The organism is Pseudomonas asuensis (genome assembly GCF_014646755.1).
Taxonomy (GTDB): Bacteria; Pseudomonadota; Gammaproteobacteria; order Pseudomonadales; family Pseudomonadaceae; genus Chryseomonas; species Chryseomonas asuensis.
Window position 1 is genome coordinate 215,072 of sequence record NZ_BMNW01000002.1, and the last position, 17,622, is coordinate 232,693.

Consider the following 17,622-nt stretch of genomic DNA (forward strand, 5'->3'; position numbering starts at 1 on the left):
CTTAATGATTGTTATTGTGGGTAACGTTTGCCAGCGCGGCTTGCAGGCCTTGGGTGCTCAACACACGATGGGCCTCTTGTACGGCAAGGCGGAACGCCGCGTGTTCGACAAGGCCTGCTGGAAACACATCCACCAACCCTAGAAAGCCATCTACCAATGCCTCGCCCTGGCGGTGCGCATGGAGTTCGTGAAAGGTTTCGCGTAGCGGATCATTCACCTCATGCGAGCCTTGGGCAGTCTGCCCTGAGCAATATTGAATCCAGCTCGCGATACCTAACGCAACACACGAAATACTGCCCCCTCTCGCAAGCTGCTCTTGCGTGCCGGAGAGCCAGCGCTGGGGCAGTTTTTGCGAGCCGTCCATAGCAATCTGATGCAGGCGATGCTGAAGACTGTCATTACGGAAACGCGCCACCAGATCCTCAGCATAGGCGTTAAGGTCAATGCCTGCCGGCATGTCCAGTGTTGGCATCGCCTCGTCTTCCATATAGCAACGGACGAGTTCAAGCAGGGCCGGATCGTTTATAGCGTCAAATACAGTGGCATGACCTGCCAGCGCGCCGATGTAGGCCAGGAGCGAGTGGCTACCATTGAGCATACGCAGTTTCATGGTTTCGAATGGGTGTACATCCGCTACCATCTGCACACCCTCCTTCTCCCAGTCAGGTCGGCCTTGGGGGAAATGATCCTCCACGACCCATTGGCTGAAAGCTTCACCGATGACGGCTGCCGAATCTTCACAATCCAGCTGGCGTAACGTCTCAAACGAGGCGTCAGTCATGGCAGGAACAATACGATCCACCATGCTACTGGGAAACGCCACGGTCTCGCTGATCCAGGCAGCCAGCCGCTCGTCCTGGGCTGCGGCAAGTTGCGTAACGGCCTGGCGTGTTCGGCTCCCATTGTCTGGCATGTTGTCACAGCAGAGCACTGTAAATGGTGCAAGACCACGAGTCTGGCGACGACGCAGCGCTTCCACGAGTAACCCAGGCGCAGTCTGCGGCGCATGGGGAGTCCGAATATCATGGGCTATACCCGGATCATCAGTGCGCAGCTGACCCGTCGCCGGGCTTAAGCAGTAACCCTTTTCCGTTACTGTTAGCGTTATGATGCGAGTATCCGGATTAGCCATCCGCTCAAGCAATACTTCTCGATCTTCGCCATTCTTGCCTGCATAGAGCACTTCCTGGATCGCTGCGATTTCTCGCAGGGCAACGTGTTCGCTGTCTTTATACTCGGCGATATGGTAGCGGCAGTCTTGCATACGAAGCTGATCAACGAGCGCTCGATTAGAGCGGATGTTGGCGCTGCATACTCCCCACTTACCGCCTCCATGCCGTTCCAGGTTACGCTCTATGTAGACGGCCTGATGCGCCCGGTGAAACGCCCCAAGGCCTAAATGGACAATCCCGATACCCGGTTTCGAATAGGTAGAGCGATAACGCTCGATCTTATGCATGGGAAGGCTCCTTGATCCCTGCCAGGGTTATGCCACACGCTTCGCCCAGGCCCTGAAGGCTTTCAATTACGCCGATTTCAACCGGCACTCCATGGCGCGCAGCGGTTTCCTGCGCCTGGATTTCCTTGAGTCCTGCATACCAGACCTGGTCGTGTCCGGCGGCCGGTTCAGACATGCGCAGGTCAGACAAGAGCTGATCCATGGCTTCGCGAAACTCGTCTGCCGGGCGGAATAGATCAATCCGAAAGGCCGCGAAGAAGTGCCCTACACGCCCTGTGCTGCCAGGTGTGTCATGCAAATGCTTGCCAAAGCCATGCCCTGCCAGCGCGCCGCAAAGAATGTCCACCATCACAGCGAGTCCATAGCCTTTATGCCCACCAAACTCGGTACCCGCACCGCCCAATGGATGCAGGCCACCGCCTGCGTAGTTATTCATGCTTTCCAGAAGGCTGGGCGCATCGTGTGCGTCCCCTCCATCCGGCGCAGCGGCCCAGCCAGTAGGCAGAGGGGTCTCCTGGCGGGCATAGACTTCAAGCTTACCGCGGGTAACTGCCGTGGTAGACATATCCAGAACAAACGCCTTTTCCTTGTCTGCCGGCGCGGCAAAGGCAATAGGATTGGTGCCAAACATGCATTGCCGACCATGCGTTGGCACACCAAGGGCCGCGGTGTTGGTCATGGCGATGCCGATCAGGTCATGGGGCAGCGCCTGCATGGCGTACCACGCGGCAATGCCAAAGTGGTTCGAGTCGCGTACGGTCGCGAAACCCGCACCGTGCTCACGGGCCTTGGCAAGTACAGCATCCATCGCATGCTGACTGACAGTAGTACCCATGCCGCCCTGAGCATCCAATACCAATGACAGCGGCGTTTCATGGACTATCCTTGCCTCAGCATTGGGTAGAATGCTGCCAGCCTTGAGCCCACGCACATAACGCGGCAAGCGCGCTACGCCGTGGGAAGGAATACCTCGGGCATCCGAATTGACCAGTACCCTGGCTGCCAAATTAGCATCTTCCACTTTCAGACCATGAGCAGTGAATATCTGCTGGCAGAAGCGCTCAAGTGCTCCCTGTTCTACATGGGTGTACTGCATCGATGACTCCTTATGAGGGACGGCCCAACACAGACGGCGTAGCAACAGGTGCCGTTGTCTCGGTTTGCACAGGGGCGATTGGCTTAACGAAGCGGGCTACGCAAAGCGCACCGACTACGGTTAATAGCCCGGCCAGCAGGAAGGCACTGGTAAAGGCGCCAGTGAACTGGACGATAAAACCGGTCACAGTCGGACCCACAATACCGGAGGTATTGGCCAGGAAGTGCATGAACCCGCTTACCCCACCTACTCGCGCTGCCGGTACGGTGTCTTGGATAATGGCCCAGTAAATAGCACCGGTCAGATACAGGAAGAACACTGATAGCGCGACCAATGCCACTGCGCTGTACATGGTGGAAACAAGGCCAGCACAACCAATACAGACCGCGCAGCACAGCAGACACCCCACCAACACCACCTTACGCGAGAACATTACACGTCCGGTTTTCTTGAGTACGAAATCAGACAAAAAGCCACCTAGCGCCAGGCCGATGCATCCCAGAACCCAAGGGATGACGGTCGCGATACTCATGTCCTTTACGTTCATGCCATGAGCCATCGTGAGGTAGCTCGGGAACCAGGTCAGGAAGAAATACAACGTGTAGTTGTAGGTAAAGAAGGCAAGCGCTGTGAACAGTACGGTGGGCTGCTTAAGATAATATTTGAGCGGCTGGGTCGGTACATTGGCAATTTCTGTGAGCTGTTCGCCCTCTTCGATCTCCCGAGCGGCTGCACCGTCCGGCTTGGCTTTGACGAACTTGAACCATACCGCTGCCCAGACCAAGCCAATGAGCATGATGACGATGAAGGATTCTTTCCAACCGTAAGTGACAGCAATGATGCCTACCACCGGTCCCGAGATGGCACCACCCAGCGGCGTACCGGCCATGGACACACCTAGCACACGTGCCCGATTGCGGGGCGCATACCACGTGTTCACCATCTTGCTGGTCGTCACGCTCAGCGGTCCTTCCCCCATGCCGAACAGCACCCGGATCAGGAACAACGAGGCAAAGCCCAGGGCCAACACCGTCAAGCCACTGAACAGTGACCACAGCACCATAGCCACCAGTAGCGTAGTCTTGGCGCCATAACGATCCGCAGCCCAGCCGCCGACAAAGTTGAAGGCTGCGTACCCTACGAAAAAGCTGCTGAAGATCAGCCCCATTTCGCCGGCACTCAAACCAAAGTCTTTTTGAATGAACGGAGCCGCTACAGACAATGCTGAGCGATCCAGATAATTGATGACACCCGCCAGGAACAGCATGACGAGTACCAGGCTACGACCTTGACCAAACATAGAAACCTCCCGCTTCTTGTACTTATCGGTGAGGGCGCCCGTATGGGCGCGTATCGATTGGAAGACGGCTCAGGCCGTCCGGGTTATCCCGCTACCTGCATCAATTCCACCAGCACCTTGCGCGTCTGCTCAGGATGACTTTCGATCAGGTCGATGGCCTCGGGCATATCGTCAAACGCCACGCGATGGCTGATCAGCTCCTGAGCGCTCAATTTTCCAGCAGCCATCAGCTCAATCACTCGCGGAAACTTGCGGTTATTAAGCCGCGAGCCCACAAGGGTCAGTTCCTTCTTGATCATTTCCAGCTGTACCAGATCGCTGGGTGTTGCGTTAAAACCCAGAAGACCAATCCGCCCGGCAGGCGATGCCAGCCGCACCATTTGAGGCATGAGCGCAGGAATACAGGCCGCATCTACGATGAGCGGTACGCCCTCGCCTCCGGTCTGCTCCTTCATAACAGACTCAACATCCTGTGCCTGTCCATTGATCGTGCGTGTCGCGCCTAACGCCCGGGCTGTTTGCAGACGGGTATCAATCACATCGGTAACGGTGATATCGGTAAGTCCCAGGGCACGAGCCATCTGCACGATGGTCAACCCGATCACGCCGGCACCATAGACCAGTAAAGAGTCGCCTGGCTGAGGTTGCATGCGATCCAGCACGTTCAGCGCGATGGAATACGGCTCCACCAGAGCGGCATGGCTGAGCGGCATCCCCTCTGGCAGTTTGTGAGCGTTTTCAGCTGGCACGCTGACGCGCTCGCTGAAGCCACCGTCGCGGTGCACACCAATTACCTGCAGATGAGTACAGACATTAGGACGGCCGATACGGCAGGGATAGCAGGTGCCGCAACTAATGACCGGGTCGACGCAGACACGATCACCGACACGCAGCGTCTCTACACCGTCGCCGACCTCCTGAACGATGCCGGCAAACTCATGCCCGGTCACCCGAGGAAACCGAACGAACGCATTCTGCCCGTGGATGATGTGCATGTCCGAACCGCAGATACCCGCATATGCCACGCCTACCACTACCTCACCTGGCGCAGCGACTGGCGTTTCGACCTGCGCCAGACTGAACTCATGGGGAGCACGTACCTGAAAGGCTTTCATCATTTGCAACTCCTCTGGATCGAACTAATGGCTGGACTGGCGTTACCCAGCAGCCTCCCTGCATACAATCGATTCTGTTTGTTCATCGTGCGTACCCGTCTGTTGTTGTCGTTATTGAGCATGGTTCACCAATGCCAGAGCGTGCCGTCCACCAGGCGGTTTACCGGCAGACTGGCGCGCTTGTAGGGATAGCGCGCCGCCAGGTCTTCATTGATATCCACGCCATGCCCTGGCGCTTCGCCTGGCGTGAAATGGCCGTCCTCGAAGCGATACGCGTGGGGGAAGACTTCATCGATTCGCTCCTCATGGGGCATGTGCTCCTGGATGCCAAAGTTAGGTACCCAGGTATCGAAGTGCAGTGCCGCTCCCATGCATACCGGTGACAGGTCAGTCGCGCCGTGAAAGCCGGTACGCACGTGATACAGCGCCGCCAGATCGGCGATACGCCGGACGTGGGTAATTCCGCCCGCATGTACAAGGGTGGCGCGGATATAGTCGATCAGCTGCTCCTGGATCAGCTCGCGGCAGTCATGGATCGAGTTGAAGACCTCACCCACCGCCAGCGGTGTGGTGGTGTGCTGGCGGATCAGGCGGAAACCTTCCTGATTTTCGGCCGGCGTGCAGTCTTCCAGCCAGAACAGATTGAATTCTTCTACCGACTTACCCAGACGCCCTGCCTCAATGGGCGTCAGGCGATGGTGCACATCATGGAGGATGTGCAGGTCATCACCGAAGCGTTCACGAACCGCAGCAAACAGCTTGGGGACATACTTGAGGTACTTGGCGGTATCCCAGACATGTTCGGCCGGCAGGTCACTGTCTGCCGGCTCGTACCGCTCACCTTCGCGCTTGGCCACACCGTAGGTAGTCGGAATACCGGGAATGCCACATTGGACTCGAACAGCCTTGTAGCCCAACTCTACATGCCGGGCCACCTCGTCCAGGCAGGACTCGATGTCCTTGCCGGTTGCATGCCCGTACACCATCACCTGCTCACGGCTCTTGCCGCCAAGCAATTGGTACAACGGCATATTGGCGGCCTTGGCCTTGATGTCCCACAACGCCAGATCCACCGCGGCAATCGCCGTCATGGTAACCGGCCCACGACGCCAGTAGGCCCCGCGGTACAGGTACTGCCAGATGTCTTCGATTCGATGGGCATCCCGTCCGATCAGAGCAGGAATGACATGCTCCTCCAGATAGGCGACCACGGCCAGCTCGCGGCCGTTGAGGGTAGCATCGCCGATTCCGTAAAGACCTTCGTCAGTCACAATCTTGAGAGTGACCAGATTACGGCCGGGACAAGTCACGATAACGCGGGCTTCTTTTATCTTCATTGTTCAAGCCTGAGCAGCTAGGGAATATGAAAGCGCGGGCATTGCCGGCATGGCGGGTGGCGAAATCAGAGCGCCTCGGTGCTGAATGACATTGACAGCCAGACGGTGCCCCCACCGGGCAGCCTGTTCGGGATCACCGCCCTGCAGGCGGCAGGCAAGGTATGCTGCGCTGAAGGAGTCACCGGCTGCGGTGGTATCGATCACCCGCAGCGCCTTCTCGCCGGGAATCGTCAGGACCTGACGTCCGGTATGGATCAGGCATGACGCCTCCCCTCGTTTGAGGACTACTTCGGTAACGCCTGATTGGGCATAGGTGCGGAATAAGGCCTCAGGTGAAGAGAAGCCGAACAGCTCGACATCGTCCTCCCAGGTAATCAGCGCCAGGTCGACCAACGCCAGCAATGCCTGATAGCAGTGCTGCGCTGTAGCGCGATCCGGCCAGAGCCGAGGACGATAGTTATTATCGAAGACGATCCGCGTGCCCTGTCGGCGCGCCTCGGCCAATGTTTCAAGAAGCCGTGCACGGCCTTCAGAATTCAGTACGGCCAAACTGATGCCGCTCAGGTAGATAACGTCATAGTCGAGCAAGGCTGCTAGCGTCTGGGCTGCTTCATGGCCATCGAAGCAGCGTCGGGCGGCGGCTTCACCACGCCAGTAAAGAAACTGCCGCTCGCCCTGCTCATCGGTCTGGATGAAATAAAGACCAGGCAATGCGTCTGGCAGGTGTCGCACGTTTTGTGTCCCCAGCCCTTCGGCCTGCCAGGTCTGACACATGGTCTCGCTGAATGGATCTTGACCAAGAGCCGTTACATAGTCGACCGAAATAGCCGTGGACTGGCATAGCCGAGCCAGGTAGACCGCGGTGTTGAGTGTGTCACCCCCAAATGCCTGGGTAATCGTGCCTGCGCTGTCGCGTTGCAGCTCGATCATGCATTCACCGACCAGCGCAACCCGCATCGGAGCTGACAGGGACTTGAAAAGAGTCGTCACAGGAAGCCTCCCTGGCCGAGGCCTGCTACGTCATGGGGTGTCATAGCGGAAAAGACGCCTACCCAATGCGTTACATACGCGTCTGCCCGGACGGGCGCTAAATACCGCTGTCGAATGGCCTGCATCATCTGGTGCCTTCTTGTTTTTGTAGCGGGGCCCTAGTCTTGTGGACCCTACATCAGCATTATTGAAACGCGGTTTCAATTCCTGTATTGATTCGAGTGTAGCGATTCAACAAGGCACGTCAAGAGAAATGAAACGCTGTTTCGAAATGGAATTCAGATACACTTAACAACGTTCGCAGAGGAGCCCGCATGGATAGTCCCACTACCAATAATGAATCTGTAACCGCGGTTAGCCGGACCATGGCTGTTCTGGAAGCGCTGGGTCAGTGCCCTGAAGAAAGTGGCGTTTCAGAAATTGCGCAAAAGCTGGACATGTCCAAGAGCACTGTCTACCGCTTCCTGCAGACCCTTAAATCGCTAGGGTATGTGGTGCAGGACAGTGAAGATCGCTATCGCCTCAGCGTTCGGCTGTTTGAGCTGGGCAGCAAGGCGTTGCCGCATATTGATCTTGTACGTGAAGCCGAGCCCGGTATGCGTACCATCAATGAGCTCACGAGCGAGACAGTGCATCTGGGTATTCTCGATGAAGACAATATCGTTTATGTCCACAAGATCGACTCGCGCTATAACCTGCGGATGTACTCGCGTATCGGCTTGCGTGCGCCGCTTTATTGCACAGGCATTGGCAAGATACTGATGGCCTGGCGCGATGAGCAGGATGTACGCAAGCGCCTGGCGAACGAGACCTTCCAGCCTCGTACGGGCAATACTTTGTCGAGTCTGGAGGCCTACCTTGAGGAGCTGGCACTTATCCGCAGCCAGGGATACGGTGAGGATAAAGAAGAATTCGAAGAGAATATGCGCTGCCTTGCCGCGCCCATCCATGACCGCTTCGGCCATGTCATTGCTGGAATGAGTGTTTCCTTCCCCTGCTTTCGCTTCAGAGAAGAACTCAAGGACGAATACGTTCAGGAATTATTAAAAACAGCCCAGGTCATTTCGCGCCGCTTGGGTTGCCCCGAAAGCATGTTTAACTAAATGTCCGACGCGACTCCGCTGCTACTAGCGAAAGCAGCGGAGAAGTAACAGCGCGTTTAGTGTACAGCCGTCAATCCACGATAAAGCTTGTGGTAGTACCGTAGTAGAGATTGTCCATTTTCTGACCGGCTACTTCATAACCATTTGCAGGCGTCTGGTAACCACTTGCCAAGATGAACCGGCCTTTCTCCTTGGCAAGGACATCGACAACGCCCTGACTATCCGTCTTCAATTTCAGCGCCTGATTTTTTGGATCGAACAGAACCACATCATGTGCGGCAAGCGGCTTGCCCTTGAACAATAAGGTAAAGCGGTTACTGTTTGCAGCAGCAGGCACGAGTTCGTAATCCAGCAATGCCTTGGTCTCGGTGCGGCCTGCACGAGCGTGCATCAAGGCGGCTGTATAATGGCCCTGCTCATCCTTCCAGGGTTTCCAGACCTGATCGTTATAACTGCGAACATCCCCCTGCTCGTTTACTGCAGCCTCAAGATGATCTTCACGTGCTACAACCTTTGCCGTTGCATTTCGATCATGGGTAAACACTTGAGTGGTAGGGGCCAGCGCCGCAATGGTCTCGCCGGTTTCCAATACGCCCTCGTCCGGCTCGCCGAGGTAGACACGTATGGGGCCACTTGCATCCCGCTCAAGCCAGAGTTCATGTCCGCTTGCATTAAGTACAACGCTACCAAGACCAATACAAAGCAGAGCGTTTCTAAGTATCACCACAGGTTTTCCTTATTGAAGGTTATCGGAAGCGCCCTTTAGCCGCATTGGCAAAAGACAATTCGCACCGGTTGCACCGCTTTCATGTATCACACAGCAGTACATAAAGCATGTAGAAATCACAGATGAGAAGCGCTTTTCCGCCTGTTTGGCCTCTTGAGCCCTTACCTCACATCCATCCTATCCCGTTATGTCGAGAAAGCCTTATGGCTAATTTGTAATGAGATGTTTTCTTTTTTGATACATATTCTCAATTGATATAATTTATCATTTATATAGATATCCTCTCACCTCGCGCTATTAGCTGTGGTTGTACTTAAGCGCTTATCTACAAAGGACTTGTATGTACCGCTCTGCTGCTTCATCTTGCGCTATCGTTGTCTGCGTGACCCTGCTTGCCTCACCCATAAATGCGGCTGAACAAGAGGCTGCCCTTGAACTGGACGCTACCGAAATCAGCGAGGAATCGCTGGATGAAAGTCCTACAGGGCCGGTGAGTGGATATGTCGCCAACCGTGGACTTACGGCGACCAAGACCGATGCCTCATTAATCGAGACCCCTCAGTCCGTTTCGGTTATTACCCGTGACCAGATGCGGGCTCAGGATGCGCAAAGCCTTAATCAGATTCTCCGTTACAGCGCGGCCGTCATTCCTGAAAGCCGGGGCGCCACAGCCTCACGACTGGATCAACTGACCATCCGCGGGTTTTCACCGGGTAGCTATCTTGATGGGCTGAGAATGCCCGGCAGCCGGGACGCCCTCCCTCAGGAAGATGCCTTTGATCTGGAGCGTGTCGAGGTACTGCGAGGACCTGCATCCGTGTTATACGGACAATCCAGCCCGGCAGGCGTAATCAACATGGTCAGTAAGCGGCCGCTGGATACGCCTTACCATGAAATTGGTGTTCAGGTAGGAACCTTCAACAAGAAGCGGACCACGCTTGACCTCAGCGGTCCGCTGGATGACGAAGGAGAGTTTTCATACCGCCTGCTAGGTCTCTACGATGATGCAGATGGTCAGGTTGAACACACTGAGGTACGCCGACAATCCATCGCACCGTCGTTTACCTGGCGCCCCTCGGAGAACACGACTCTCACGGTACTGGGCCACTTTCAGCGAGACCCCAAAGGTGGCTCCTACGGCTCCATTCCTGCTTATGGCTCCGCCTTGCATAGCCCCACCGGCCGGCGCATCAAAGTTGACTTCTATGACGGGGACAAGGCGTTCGAGAAGTCTGATCGTGAGTACTACTCACTCGGCTATCAGTTCGAACATCACTTCAACGACACCTGGACCGTACGGCAAAACGCTCGCTACCTGCGCAGCGAGGGTATTTACCGCAGCTTATACAATGCATCCATCCTGGCGGCTGACTACCGCACGATGAGCCGCAGCACCATTGCAACAGATGTAGACATTGATTCCTACGCCCTCGACAACCAACTCCAGGCCAAATTTGGTACGGGCCCGTTACAGCATACCGTGCTAATCGGTGCTGACTACCAAAACACCAGCACTGATACTAAAGCCGGTTATGGAAAAGGCAGCGACCTGGATATTTTTGATCCGGTATATACCGGCATCGATCGTTATCCGGCTTTCACGACCGACGCAACGGTACGCAGTGAACAAAAAGGGCTCTATCTACAGGACCATCTGAGCTGGGATCGCTGGGTCCTGCTGATGGGCGGACGATACGATTGGGCGAATACCAGCAATAGCACACTCACCCTTAGCAGCGGCAGAAAAGCCAAAAGCTCCCAGTCCAGCGAAGCGTTTACAGGGCGGCTGGGCCTGGTCTACCTGTTCGATAATGGGTTTGCACCTTATGTGAGCTATGCGGAGTCGTTCGAGCCGCAGTCGGGCACACTCTACGGCGGCTCGCTTTTCCAGCCATCCGAAGGCAAGCAGTACGAAATAGGGATCAAATACCAGCCGCCCGGAAGCAACAGCTTTATCACTATCGCAGCGTTTGATCTTCGCAAGACCAACGTGCCAACGCTTGATCCCGATCCTACGCACCTGTGCAACGGCAGTCGCTGCCAGGTGCAGGATGGCGAAGTCCAGTCTCGTGGCTTGGAAATCGAAGGCAAGGCTAGTCTGAGCAACAACCTGGATGTTACGGCAGCGTACGCCTACCTCGACAATCGGATCACTAAATCCAACAACACAACCAACCGAGCCCCTGGCGTGATAGGTGTTGCAAATGGTCCCGAGGTACCCGTGGAAGGCACGACCACTTACGGTCTGCCTCGCCATACCGCTTCCGCCTGGGCCGATTACACTATTCATGAAGGGCCCGTTAAAGGTCTTGGAGTAGGCGGTGGTGTACGCTACGTCAGCTCCTCTTGGGGCGATGCCGCTAACACGTTAAAAGTATCTGGCTATACATTGTTTGATGCCGCCATCCACTATGACGTTGGCCATATCAACAGCCCTACCGATAACCTGCGGCTGGCGCTGAATGTGACCAACTTGACGGACAAGGAATACATCACAACCTGCTACTCATACTCATGGTGCTGGTATGGCTCGCAACGTACGGCGCAGCTAAGTGCTACGTACCAGTGGTAACCAACCCTCCGGGCTGCACCCTGCATTACCCTATTGATATCGTCGGTAGCCTGTAGGCTGGCACTTAACGTCTGGTAGCTGCAAGATACAGTTCAGCTGCCAGACGTGCATCCAGCAGTGCGTGGTGAGGCACCTGCTCTTCAGCAATTGCCTCGGCAAGATCGGGTATCAGGTCATAGCTTTTACGGGGCGCGTTACGCACATTGGCAGGCCACTTGCCATGGCGGTACGCCAGCTGGCTGAAAAACTCCCAATCCCACAGTGGCGCATCACAGCACACGATGATTTCTTCATCGAAGCGGGATAGAAACTGCCATAGCGCATCCCTGGCTTCCGGCACGCTCATTCCGTACTGCGCAGGCTCCAGCTGTGGCAGCACAATGTCAACAACAAAGTCAGTACAGTCTGCAAGCGCCCAGTTTTGCGGCAACTCAACATAAAATTCGGGTCCCTCTGGAATGACCAGTGCCAGCGAAACCAGTTTGGCGTGTGCGGTAAGACTGGTGAACTCCGTATCAAGAAAAGCAAATGGCATTGCGTCACCCCAGGCTGGTGTGTGTCAGTATGTAATTATCTAGTCAGGAGAGGCTATCGATGTCTGATCACGTTCATTTCTACGAACCCGCCAAGGGCCATGACCTTCCCCACGATCCCTTCAACGCCATTGTCGGACCCCGGCCTATTGGCTGGATTTCTTCTCACGATGAGCAAGGGCAGCTGAACCTGGCACCGTACAGCTTCTTCAACGCCTTCAACTACGTTCCCCCTATTATCGGCTTTTCCAGCATTGGTTATAAGGACAGCGTACGCAATATCAAGCGGACGGGTGAGTTTTGCTGGAACCTTGCCACGCGCGCGTTGGCCGAGCAGATGAATACCAGCTGTGCAGCGGTGGCCCCGGGGGTCAATGAATTCGACCTGGCAGGATTGAGCACTACACCTTCACGCGTTGTTTCAGTGCCGCGCGTGGCCGAAACGCCGGTATCCTTCGAATGCAAGCTCACCCAACTGATTCAGTTGCAAACCGCGGCCGGTGACAAGGTAGAAAGCTGGCTGGTGCTGGGAGAGGTAGTGGGCGTGCATATCGACAAATCCCTGCTGGTCGATGGGGTCTACCAGACAGCGGCAGCACGGCCCATCCTGCGCGGGGGCGGTCCGGCAGACTATTTCGAGATTACCGAAGCGCAGCTCTTCAAGATGCACCGGCCGAAATAAACACCGGATAATTATTCAGCGCAAACGAAAAACCCCGCGCTTGGCGGGGTTTCGTCGACCTTACTCAACATCCTGTCAAGTTGCCATCCTGGCCTGGTCGTCGTCCTTGAGGTGCGATGAGCGCTTCCTGCGCTGCATTCCGATGTGTGTAGATTACGCAGATACCCTCTGCGAACCTAGCGCCAGCTGCCGTTTACTCGTGTAAGCCTTTTGCCATAGATGCAGTCAGCGCTGGCCTGCACTGGGCACCGGAGGGAAAGCGCAAGGTAAAACAGATACGCTGATCCTCCCTCTGCTCAACATGTGCACTGCCACCGTGCAGGCGCATGATGGCCGCTACAATCGCAAGCCCAAGCCCATTGGACTCAGACCCATACCGGGCCGCATCGCCACGGTAGAAGCGATCGAACAGGCGGTCCAACTGCCGTGGCTCTAAACGCGGACAGCAGTTTTCAACCTGAATCCATTGCTCCTGCCCTTGTTGCTGGGTGCGAATATAGATATCGGAGCCTGCATCAGCGTAACGAATGGCATTGGCAACCAGATTACTCAATGCGCGGCGTACCATCAGCGGGTCAGCCTGTAGCATCCCACTCCCCTCGATAACCAACCGCAGTTCACGCTCCTCGGCAAGCCCCTCGAAGTAATCCGCTACGCGTTGCAATTCGTCTTCAAGAATCAGGGCTTTGTAATCCAGTACTGCCTGGGCATCATCGGCGCGGGCCAGAAAGAGAATACTTTCCACCATCCGAGAGATACGCTCCAGCTCCTCCAGGTTCGATGCAAGTACACTTTGATATTCATCCACGCTCCGGGGCTGTTGCAGCGTGACCTGGCAAATGCCCATCAGCGAACCGATAGGCGTGCGAATCTCATGGGCAAGGTCCGCCGAGAATTGCACAAGACGTTGATACCCATCGGCCAGGCGGTCCAGCATACCGTTAAAGGCCGTGGTGAGCTGATCCAGCTCCTTGGGGGTATTGGCTGGATCGAGGCGGCTACTCAGTCGAGCAGGTGTAATGGTAGCCGCATGGGCAGCCATGTCTTTGATAGGCATCAATCCTCGGCGCAGCAACAGGTAGCCCAGTACGGCCGTCAACGCAAAAGCCAGCAACACCGCACCCATGATGCGCTCACGGAACGCATCGAGTATGGCCATTTCCCTTATCAGCAAATGAGCTGCCACTACCCTGACGGATGTTTCACCCAATTGAACCTCGGCGGCGGCCACGCGCAGAGGAATATTGCCCGGCGCAACGCCACTGCGAAGATCGTCCAGCTTCAGCGACTCATTACTGCCTACACTCGGCACATCAGGCAGTTCAGCGCGCCGGGGATTGACCGTTACAAGAGGTTGGCCCTGTTGGCTGATGATGAAGACGTCATCCTCGTTGCCCAACATGTTTTCGAACAACTGTGGATTACGCTGCAAATCCCTCAGATTCAGGTCGTACCTGAGCAGCTTACGAAAGTGATCGACCCGCCCGAGCACTGCATAATCGCTACGCTCCAATAGCGTGTGCTTCAACGAGCCGTACAGATAAAAGCCTGCGCCCCCTACGGTGAGCATAGCCACAATAGCAAAGGCCAGAGTCGCCCTGAGCGTTAGGGATGGCTGTCTTCGGGTGCGCATGGCCGAACCTCACAGACGTAGCCAATGCCGCGTACCGTATGAATAAGTTTGATGGAATAGGCCTGATCGATTTTATTCCGCAGCCGCTTGATGGCCACATCCACCACATTGGTATCACTGTCAAAGTTCATGTCCCACACCTCTGACGCAATCAACGTACGAGACAGAACCTCACCTTCACGCCGCAGTAACAGATGCAGCAGTGCAAATTCCTTGTTGGTCAACGTAATGACCTGCTGCTGACGTGTGACACGGCGCCTGAGCAAGTCGAGCTCCAGGTCCGCCAGATGGTAATGGTCAACTTCTCGCACAACACCGCGCCTAAGCAAGGTGCGAATACGCAGCACCAGCTCGGTAAACGAAAACGGCTTGACCAGATAATCGTCAGCGCCCAATTCAAGCCCACGGATACGGTCTTGCACCTGATCCCGTGCCGTCAGGAACAAGACGGGTACGTCGTGTTTCTTGCGCAGCACTTCCATAATCTGCCAGCCATCGATGCCGGGCAGCATGACGTCGAGAATGATCAGGTCATAGTGCTGTTCGAGCGCCATGTGCAGACCGTCTGCACCGTGCTGGGCCCAGTCCACGGCATAGCCCGACTCACCCAACCCTTTCTTCAGGTACTCGCCGGTTTTTGTATCGTCTTCAATCAGTAATAGGTGCACAGATGCTCTCCTGCGATCCGTCGATTCTAACGAGCACGGCGACAACGGTGGATTACATTTTTGTCATTCCCCTGTCATCTTCATGACCCCTTCCCTGCGCGAGCATGGCTCCTGCAACCTCTCTCAGAAGGATTCGCCCATGACCAAGAATCTGTTATCCACTGCCCTAGGTACCTTGTTGCTGAGCAGCACGCTGCTTGCCCATGCCGCCACGCCCGCCGGCGCCGCCATGCCTACCGTCAAGCCGGTTCGCGGAACGGTAGATGCCGTTCAATCCAATATGCTGAATCTCACCACCCGCAATGGCCAACACCTGTCGGTTGCGCTGACTGACAAGACATCCTATCGCCTGGTCTCCCCAGCCAAGCTGGACGCTATCGAGCCCAACAGCTTTGTGGGCTCTGCTGCCATTCCACAACCAGACGGCAGCCTTAAGGCATTGGAAGTCACCGTGTTCGAAGCGAGCCTGCGCGGTACAGGCGAGGGGCACTATGGATGGGAAAATGCCGATGGCTCCGCTGGCACTATGACCAATGGCACTGTTGGCGAACTTAAAAACGCCAATGGCCGTACGCTGACGGTTCAATACAAGGGCGGCGAAAAGCAGCTACACGTGCCTGAGGATGTGCCTATCGCTTATGTCGAGCCCGGTAAAGTAGATGAGCTAAAGCCCGGCACCAAGATCGTGTTGTTTCCTGATGCTGATGGCAAGACTGCCAAAGGTGTTGCGATCGGTAAAGACGGCTACACCCCGCCCATGTAATCCATCCGGGGCGCATGCTGTCGGTGCGCCTGTTTCTCTCAGGAGATTACCTCATGCCCTATCCAACTACCGAGCAGCGGCTGGTGCATGCCTGGCCGATACGCCTGACTCACTGGATCAATGCGCTTGCCATGCCCTGCATGTTCTTGAGTGGATGGGGCATTTACAACGCCTCTCCTCTGTTCGGGTTTACCTTTCCAGCCTGGGCTACTTTGGGCGGCTGGCTGGGTGGCTCCATTGCCTGGCATTTCGCGGTTATGTGGGTCTTGGCAATCAATGGTGCCCTCTATGTGCTGTACAGCCTCGCCAGCCGACATTTTCGTCGGGACTTGTTGCCCATAGGCGTCCAGGCCTTTCGCCAGGACCTTACGGATGCGCTACGCTTTCGATTAACCCATCGACTGGGTACGTATAACGCCGTACAGCGGCTGATGTACTGGTTCGTCCTGGTCATGGGCGTTCTGGTCGTACTGTCGGGTCTTGCAATCTGGAAACCCGTACAGTTGCAGGCCCTGGCCACTCTGTTCGGCGGGTTTGACCGGGCACGCTATGTCCACTTTCTTGCTATGGCTGGAATCGGCGGTTTTGTAATTGTCCACCTTGCCCTCGTCATGCTTGTCCCTCGTACCTTTCTTCCGATGATTACCGGTCGGGCCAAGGGGGCAGATCATGAGTGAACGCAAAACTAGAATTCACCTTGAGCCAGCGCAGCGTACGCAATTGGTTAACCTGCAGCGGCGACTGTTCCTGCGCTCTGGTCTTACCGTCGGTGCCATGGCCATGCTGACTGGCTGCAATCTGCAGGATGGCGATCAGGTGGACAAGGTGCTGTGGGCCCTGTCCCGTTGGAATGATCGGGTACAGGCATGGTTATTTGGCGGCCAGCGTCTGGCGCCAGTCTATCAGGAAGACCAGATCACTCATCCCTTTCCGTTCAACGCCTTTTACCCTGAATACAACGTTCCTGATGTAGACCTGAGCGATTATCGGCTTGAGGTCTCGGGGCTCGTGCAAAAAAAGCAGCCCTGGACGCTGGAAGCGCTACGGCGACTTCCCCAGCGCAGCGATATTACCCGGCTGATCTGTATCGAAGGCTGGAGCGCCATTGGTCAGTGGGGTGGCGTACCGCTCAAGACCTTTCTCGAACACATCGGTGCTGACACCACGGCAAAGTACGTTGCCTTCAAGTGTGCCGACCGCTATTACTCCAGCATTGACATGGCTACCGCCCTTCACCCACAAACCCTTCTGGCACTGGACTTTGGCAAGACACCGTTGCCGCCCGAGTACGGTTACCCGCTTCGCCTGCGTGTACCCACCAAGCTGGGCTTCAAGAATCCCAAGCATATTGGCGAGCTGTTTGTAACCAATCAGTATCAAGGGGGATACTGGGAGGATCAGGGATACAATTGGTTCAGCGGTATTTGAAAGACCGCATTTTGCCCTTATATTAAGAACCAGCCATACGATGCGTACCCGTATTTGCCTTTGCGCCGGTACGCCTCTTTTCAGCGTCATGCTGCGCTTGTACGGGTTAACGCCCTTATTCCTAGAACAATCCCAATACCGCCTAGGCTGGCATCGACCAGGTCTGAACCTGTCGTACATCGACGGCCCGACTCAAGTATCGGACAGTCGTGCCGT

Annotated in this window: 16 protein-coding genes; 6 read left to right on the plus strand and 10 right to left on the minus strand. The window is 55.9% G+C overall.

Translation table 11 applies throughout. From position 1 onward, the window contains the following. Position 1: 1 nt before the first annotated feature. From IEX86_RS04790 to kdgK, 6 genes are all read right to left on the minus strand, one after another. Complete coding sequence (locus IEX86_RS04790; RefSeq protein ID WP_188864987.1) at positions 2 to 1,459, minus strand: mannitol dehydrogenase family protein; 1,458 nt, start codon at positions 1,457 to 1,459, stop codon at positions 2 to 4. Next, the gene (locus IEX86_RS04795) at positions 1,452 to 2,555 is read right to left on the minus strand and encodes an Ldh family oxidoreductase (RefSeq protein ID WP_188864988.1); all 1,104 of its coding nucleotides are present in this window, start codon (positions 2,553 to 2,555) and stop codon (positions 1,452 to 1,454) included. Before IEX86_RS04795 ends, IEX86_RS04790 begins: the two co-directional genes overlap by 8 nt. Positions 2,556 to 2,565: 10 nt before the next feature. Continuing rightward, a complete protein-coding gene (locus tag IEX86_RS04800; RefSeq protein WP_188864989.1) occupies positions 2,566 to 3,855 on the minus strand; it encodes an MFS transporter in 1,290 nt (429 codons plus the stop codon). Positions 3,856 to 3,938: 83 nt separating this feature from the next. Continuing rightward, the gene (locus IEX86_RS04805) at positions 3,939 to 4,970 is read right to left on the minus strand and encodes a Zn-dependent oxidoreductase (RefSeq protein ID WP_188865326.1); all 1,032 of its coding nucleotides are present in this window, start codon (positions 4,968 to 4,970) and stop codon (positions 3,939 to 3,941) included. Positions 4,971 to 5,095: 125 nt separating this feature from the next. After that, complete coding sequence (gene manD, locus IEX86_RS04810) at positions 5,096 to 6,307, minus strand: D-mannonate dehydratase ManD (protein ID WP_188864990.1); 1,212 nt, start codon at positions 6,305 to 6,307, stop codon at positions 5,096 to 5,098. Between the two features lie 3 nt (positions 6,308 to 6,310). Beyond that, complete coding sequence (gene kdgK / locus IEX86_RS04815; protein WP_188865327.1) at positions 6,311 to 7,264, minus strand: 2-dehydro-3-deoxygluconokinase; 954 nt, start codon at positions 7,262 to 7,264, stop codon at positions 6,311 to 6,313. 347 nt (positions 7,265 to 7,611) lie between these two features. Between kdgK and kdgR the strand changes: the two genes are divergently transcribed. Then, a complete protein-coding gene (kdgR, locus tag IEX86_RS04820; RefSeq protein ID WP_188864991.1) occupies positions 7,612 to 8,400 on the plus strand; it encodes a DNA-binding transcriptional regulator KdgR in 789 nt (262 codons plus the stop codon). A gap of 70 nt (positions 8,401 to 8,470) precedes the next feature. On the opposite strand, the gene IEX86_RS04825 is transcribed toward kdgR, so the two are convergent. Next, entirely contained in the window at positions 8,471 to 9,124 is a 654-nt protein-coding gene (locus IEX86_RS04825; protein WP_229685253.1) for a DUF4198 domain-containing protein, read from the minus strand. A gap of 343 nt (positions 9,125 to 9,467) precedes the next feature. Between IEX86_RS04825 and IEX86_RS04830 the strand changes: the two genes are divergently transcribed. Beyond that, entirely contained in the window at positions 9,468 to 11,699 is a 2,232-nt protein-coding gene (locus tag IEX86_RS04830) for a TonB-dependent siderophore receptor (protein WP_188864993.1), read from the plus strand. Positions 11,700 to 11,763: 64 nt separating this feature from the next. Here the strand turns inward: IEX86_RS04830 and IEX86_RS04835 are convergent, their stop codons facing one another. Further along, positions 11,764 to 12,234 carry a 3'-5' exonuclease family protein gene (locus IEX86_RS04835; protein ID WP_188864994.1) on the minus strand — a complete coding sequence of 157 codons (471 nt, stop codon included), beginning with the start codon at positions 12,232 to 12,234 and terminating at the stop codon, positions 11,764 to 11,766. A 59-nt stretch (positions 12,235 to 12,293) separates the two neighbouring features. Between IEX86_RS04835 and IEX86_RS04840 the strand changes: the two genes are divergently transcribed. Then, a complete protein-coding gene (locus IEX86_RS04840) occupies positions 12,294 to 12,914 on the plus strand; it encodes a flavin reductase family protein (RefSeq protein ID WP_188864995.1) in 621 nt (206 codons plus the stop codon). 193 nt (positions 12,915 to 13,107) lie between these two features. Here IEX86_RS04840 and IEX86_RS04845 read toward each other — a convergent pair whose 3' ends face one another. Further along, the gene (locus tag IEX86_RS04845) at positions 13,108 to 14,547 is read right to left on the minus strand and encodes a heavy metal sensor histidine kinase (RefSeq protein ID WP_188864996.1); all 1,440 of its coding nucleotides are present in this window, start codon (positions 14,545 to 14,547) and stop codon (positions 13,108 to 13,110) included. Next, entirely contained in the window at positions 14,520 to 15,215 is a 696-nt protein-coding gene (locus IEX86_RS04850) for a heavy metal response regulator transcription factor (RefSeq protein ID WP_188864997.1), read from the minus strand. The genes IEX86_RS04845 and IEX86_RS04850 overlap by 28 nt, the downstream gene beginning before the upstream one ends. Positions 15,216 to 15,354: 139 nt before the next feature. Between IEX86_RS04850 and IEX86_RS04855 the strand changes: the two genes are divergently transcribed. From IEX86_RS04855 to IEX86_RS04865, 3 genes are read left to right on the plus strand one after another with little or no spacing between them, the layout of a single operon-like run. Continuing rightward, positions 15,355 to 15,978 (plus strand): hypothetical protein, encoded by a 624-nt coding sequence (locus IEX86_RS04855; RefSeq protein WP_188864998.1) that lies wholly within the window; start codon positions 15,355 to 15,357, stop codon positions 15,976 to 15,978. Between the two features lie 53 nt (positions 15,979 to 16,031). Then, positions 16,032 to 16,655 carry a cytochrome b/b6 domain-containing protein gene (locus IEX86_RS04860; protein ID WP_188864999.1) on the plus strand — a complete coding sequence of 208 codons (624 nt, stop codon included), beginning with the start codon at positions 16,032 to 16,034 and terminating at the stop codon, positions 16,653 to 16,655. After that, complete coding sequence (locus tag IEX86_RS04865) at positions 16,648 to 17,406, plus strand: molybdopterin-dependent oxidoreductase (RefSeq protein ID WP_188865000.1); 759 nt, start codon at positions 16,648 to 16,650, stop codon at positions 17,404 to 17,406. Before IEX86_RS04860 ends, IEX86_RS04865 begins: the two co-directional genes overlap by 8 nt. The last annotated feature ends 216 nt before the right edge of the window (positions 17,407 to 17,622 follow it).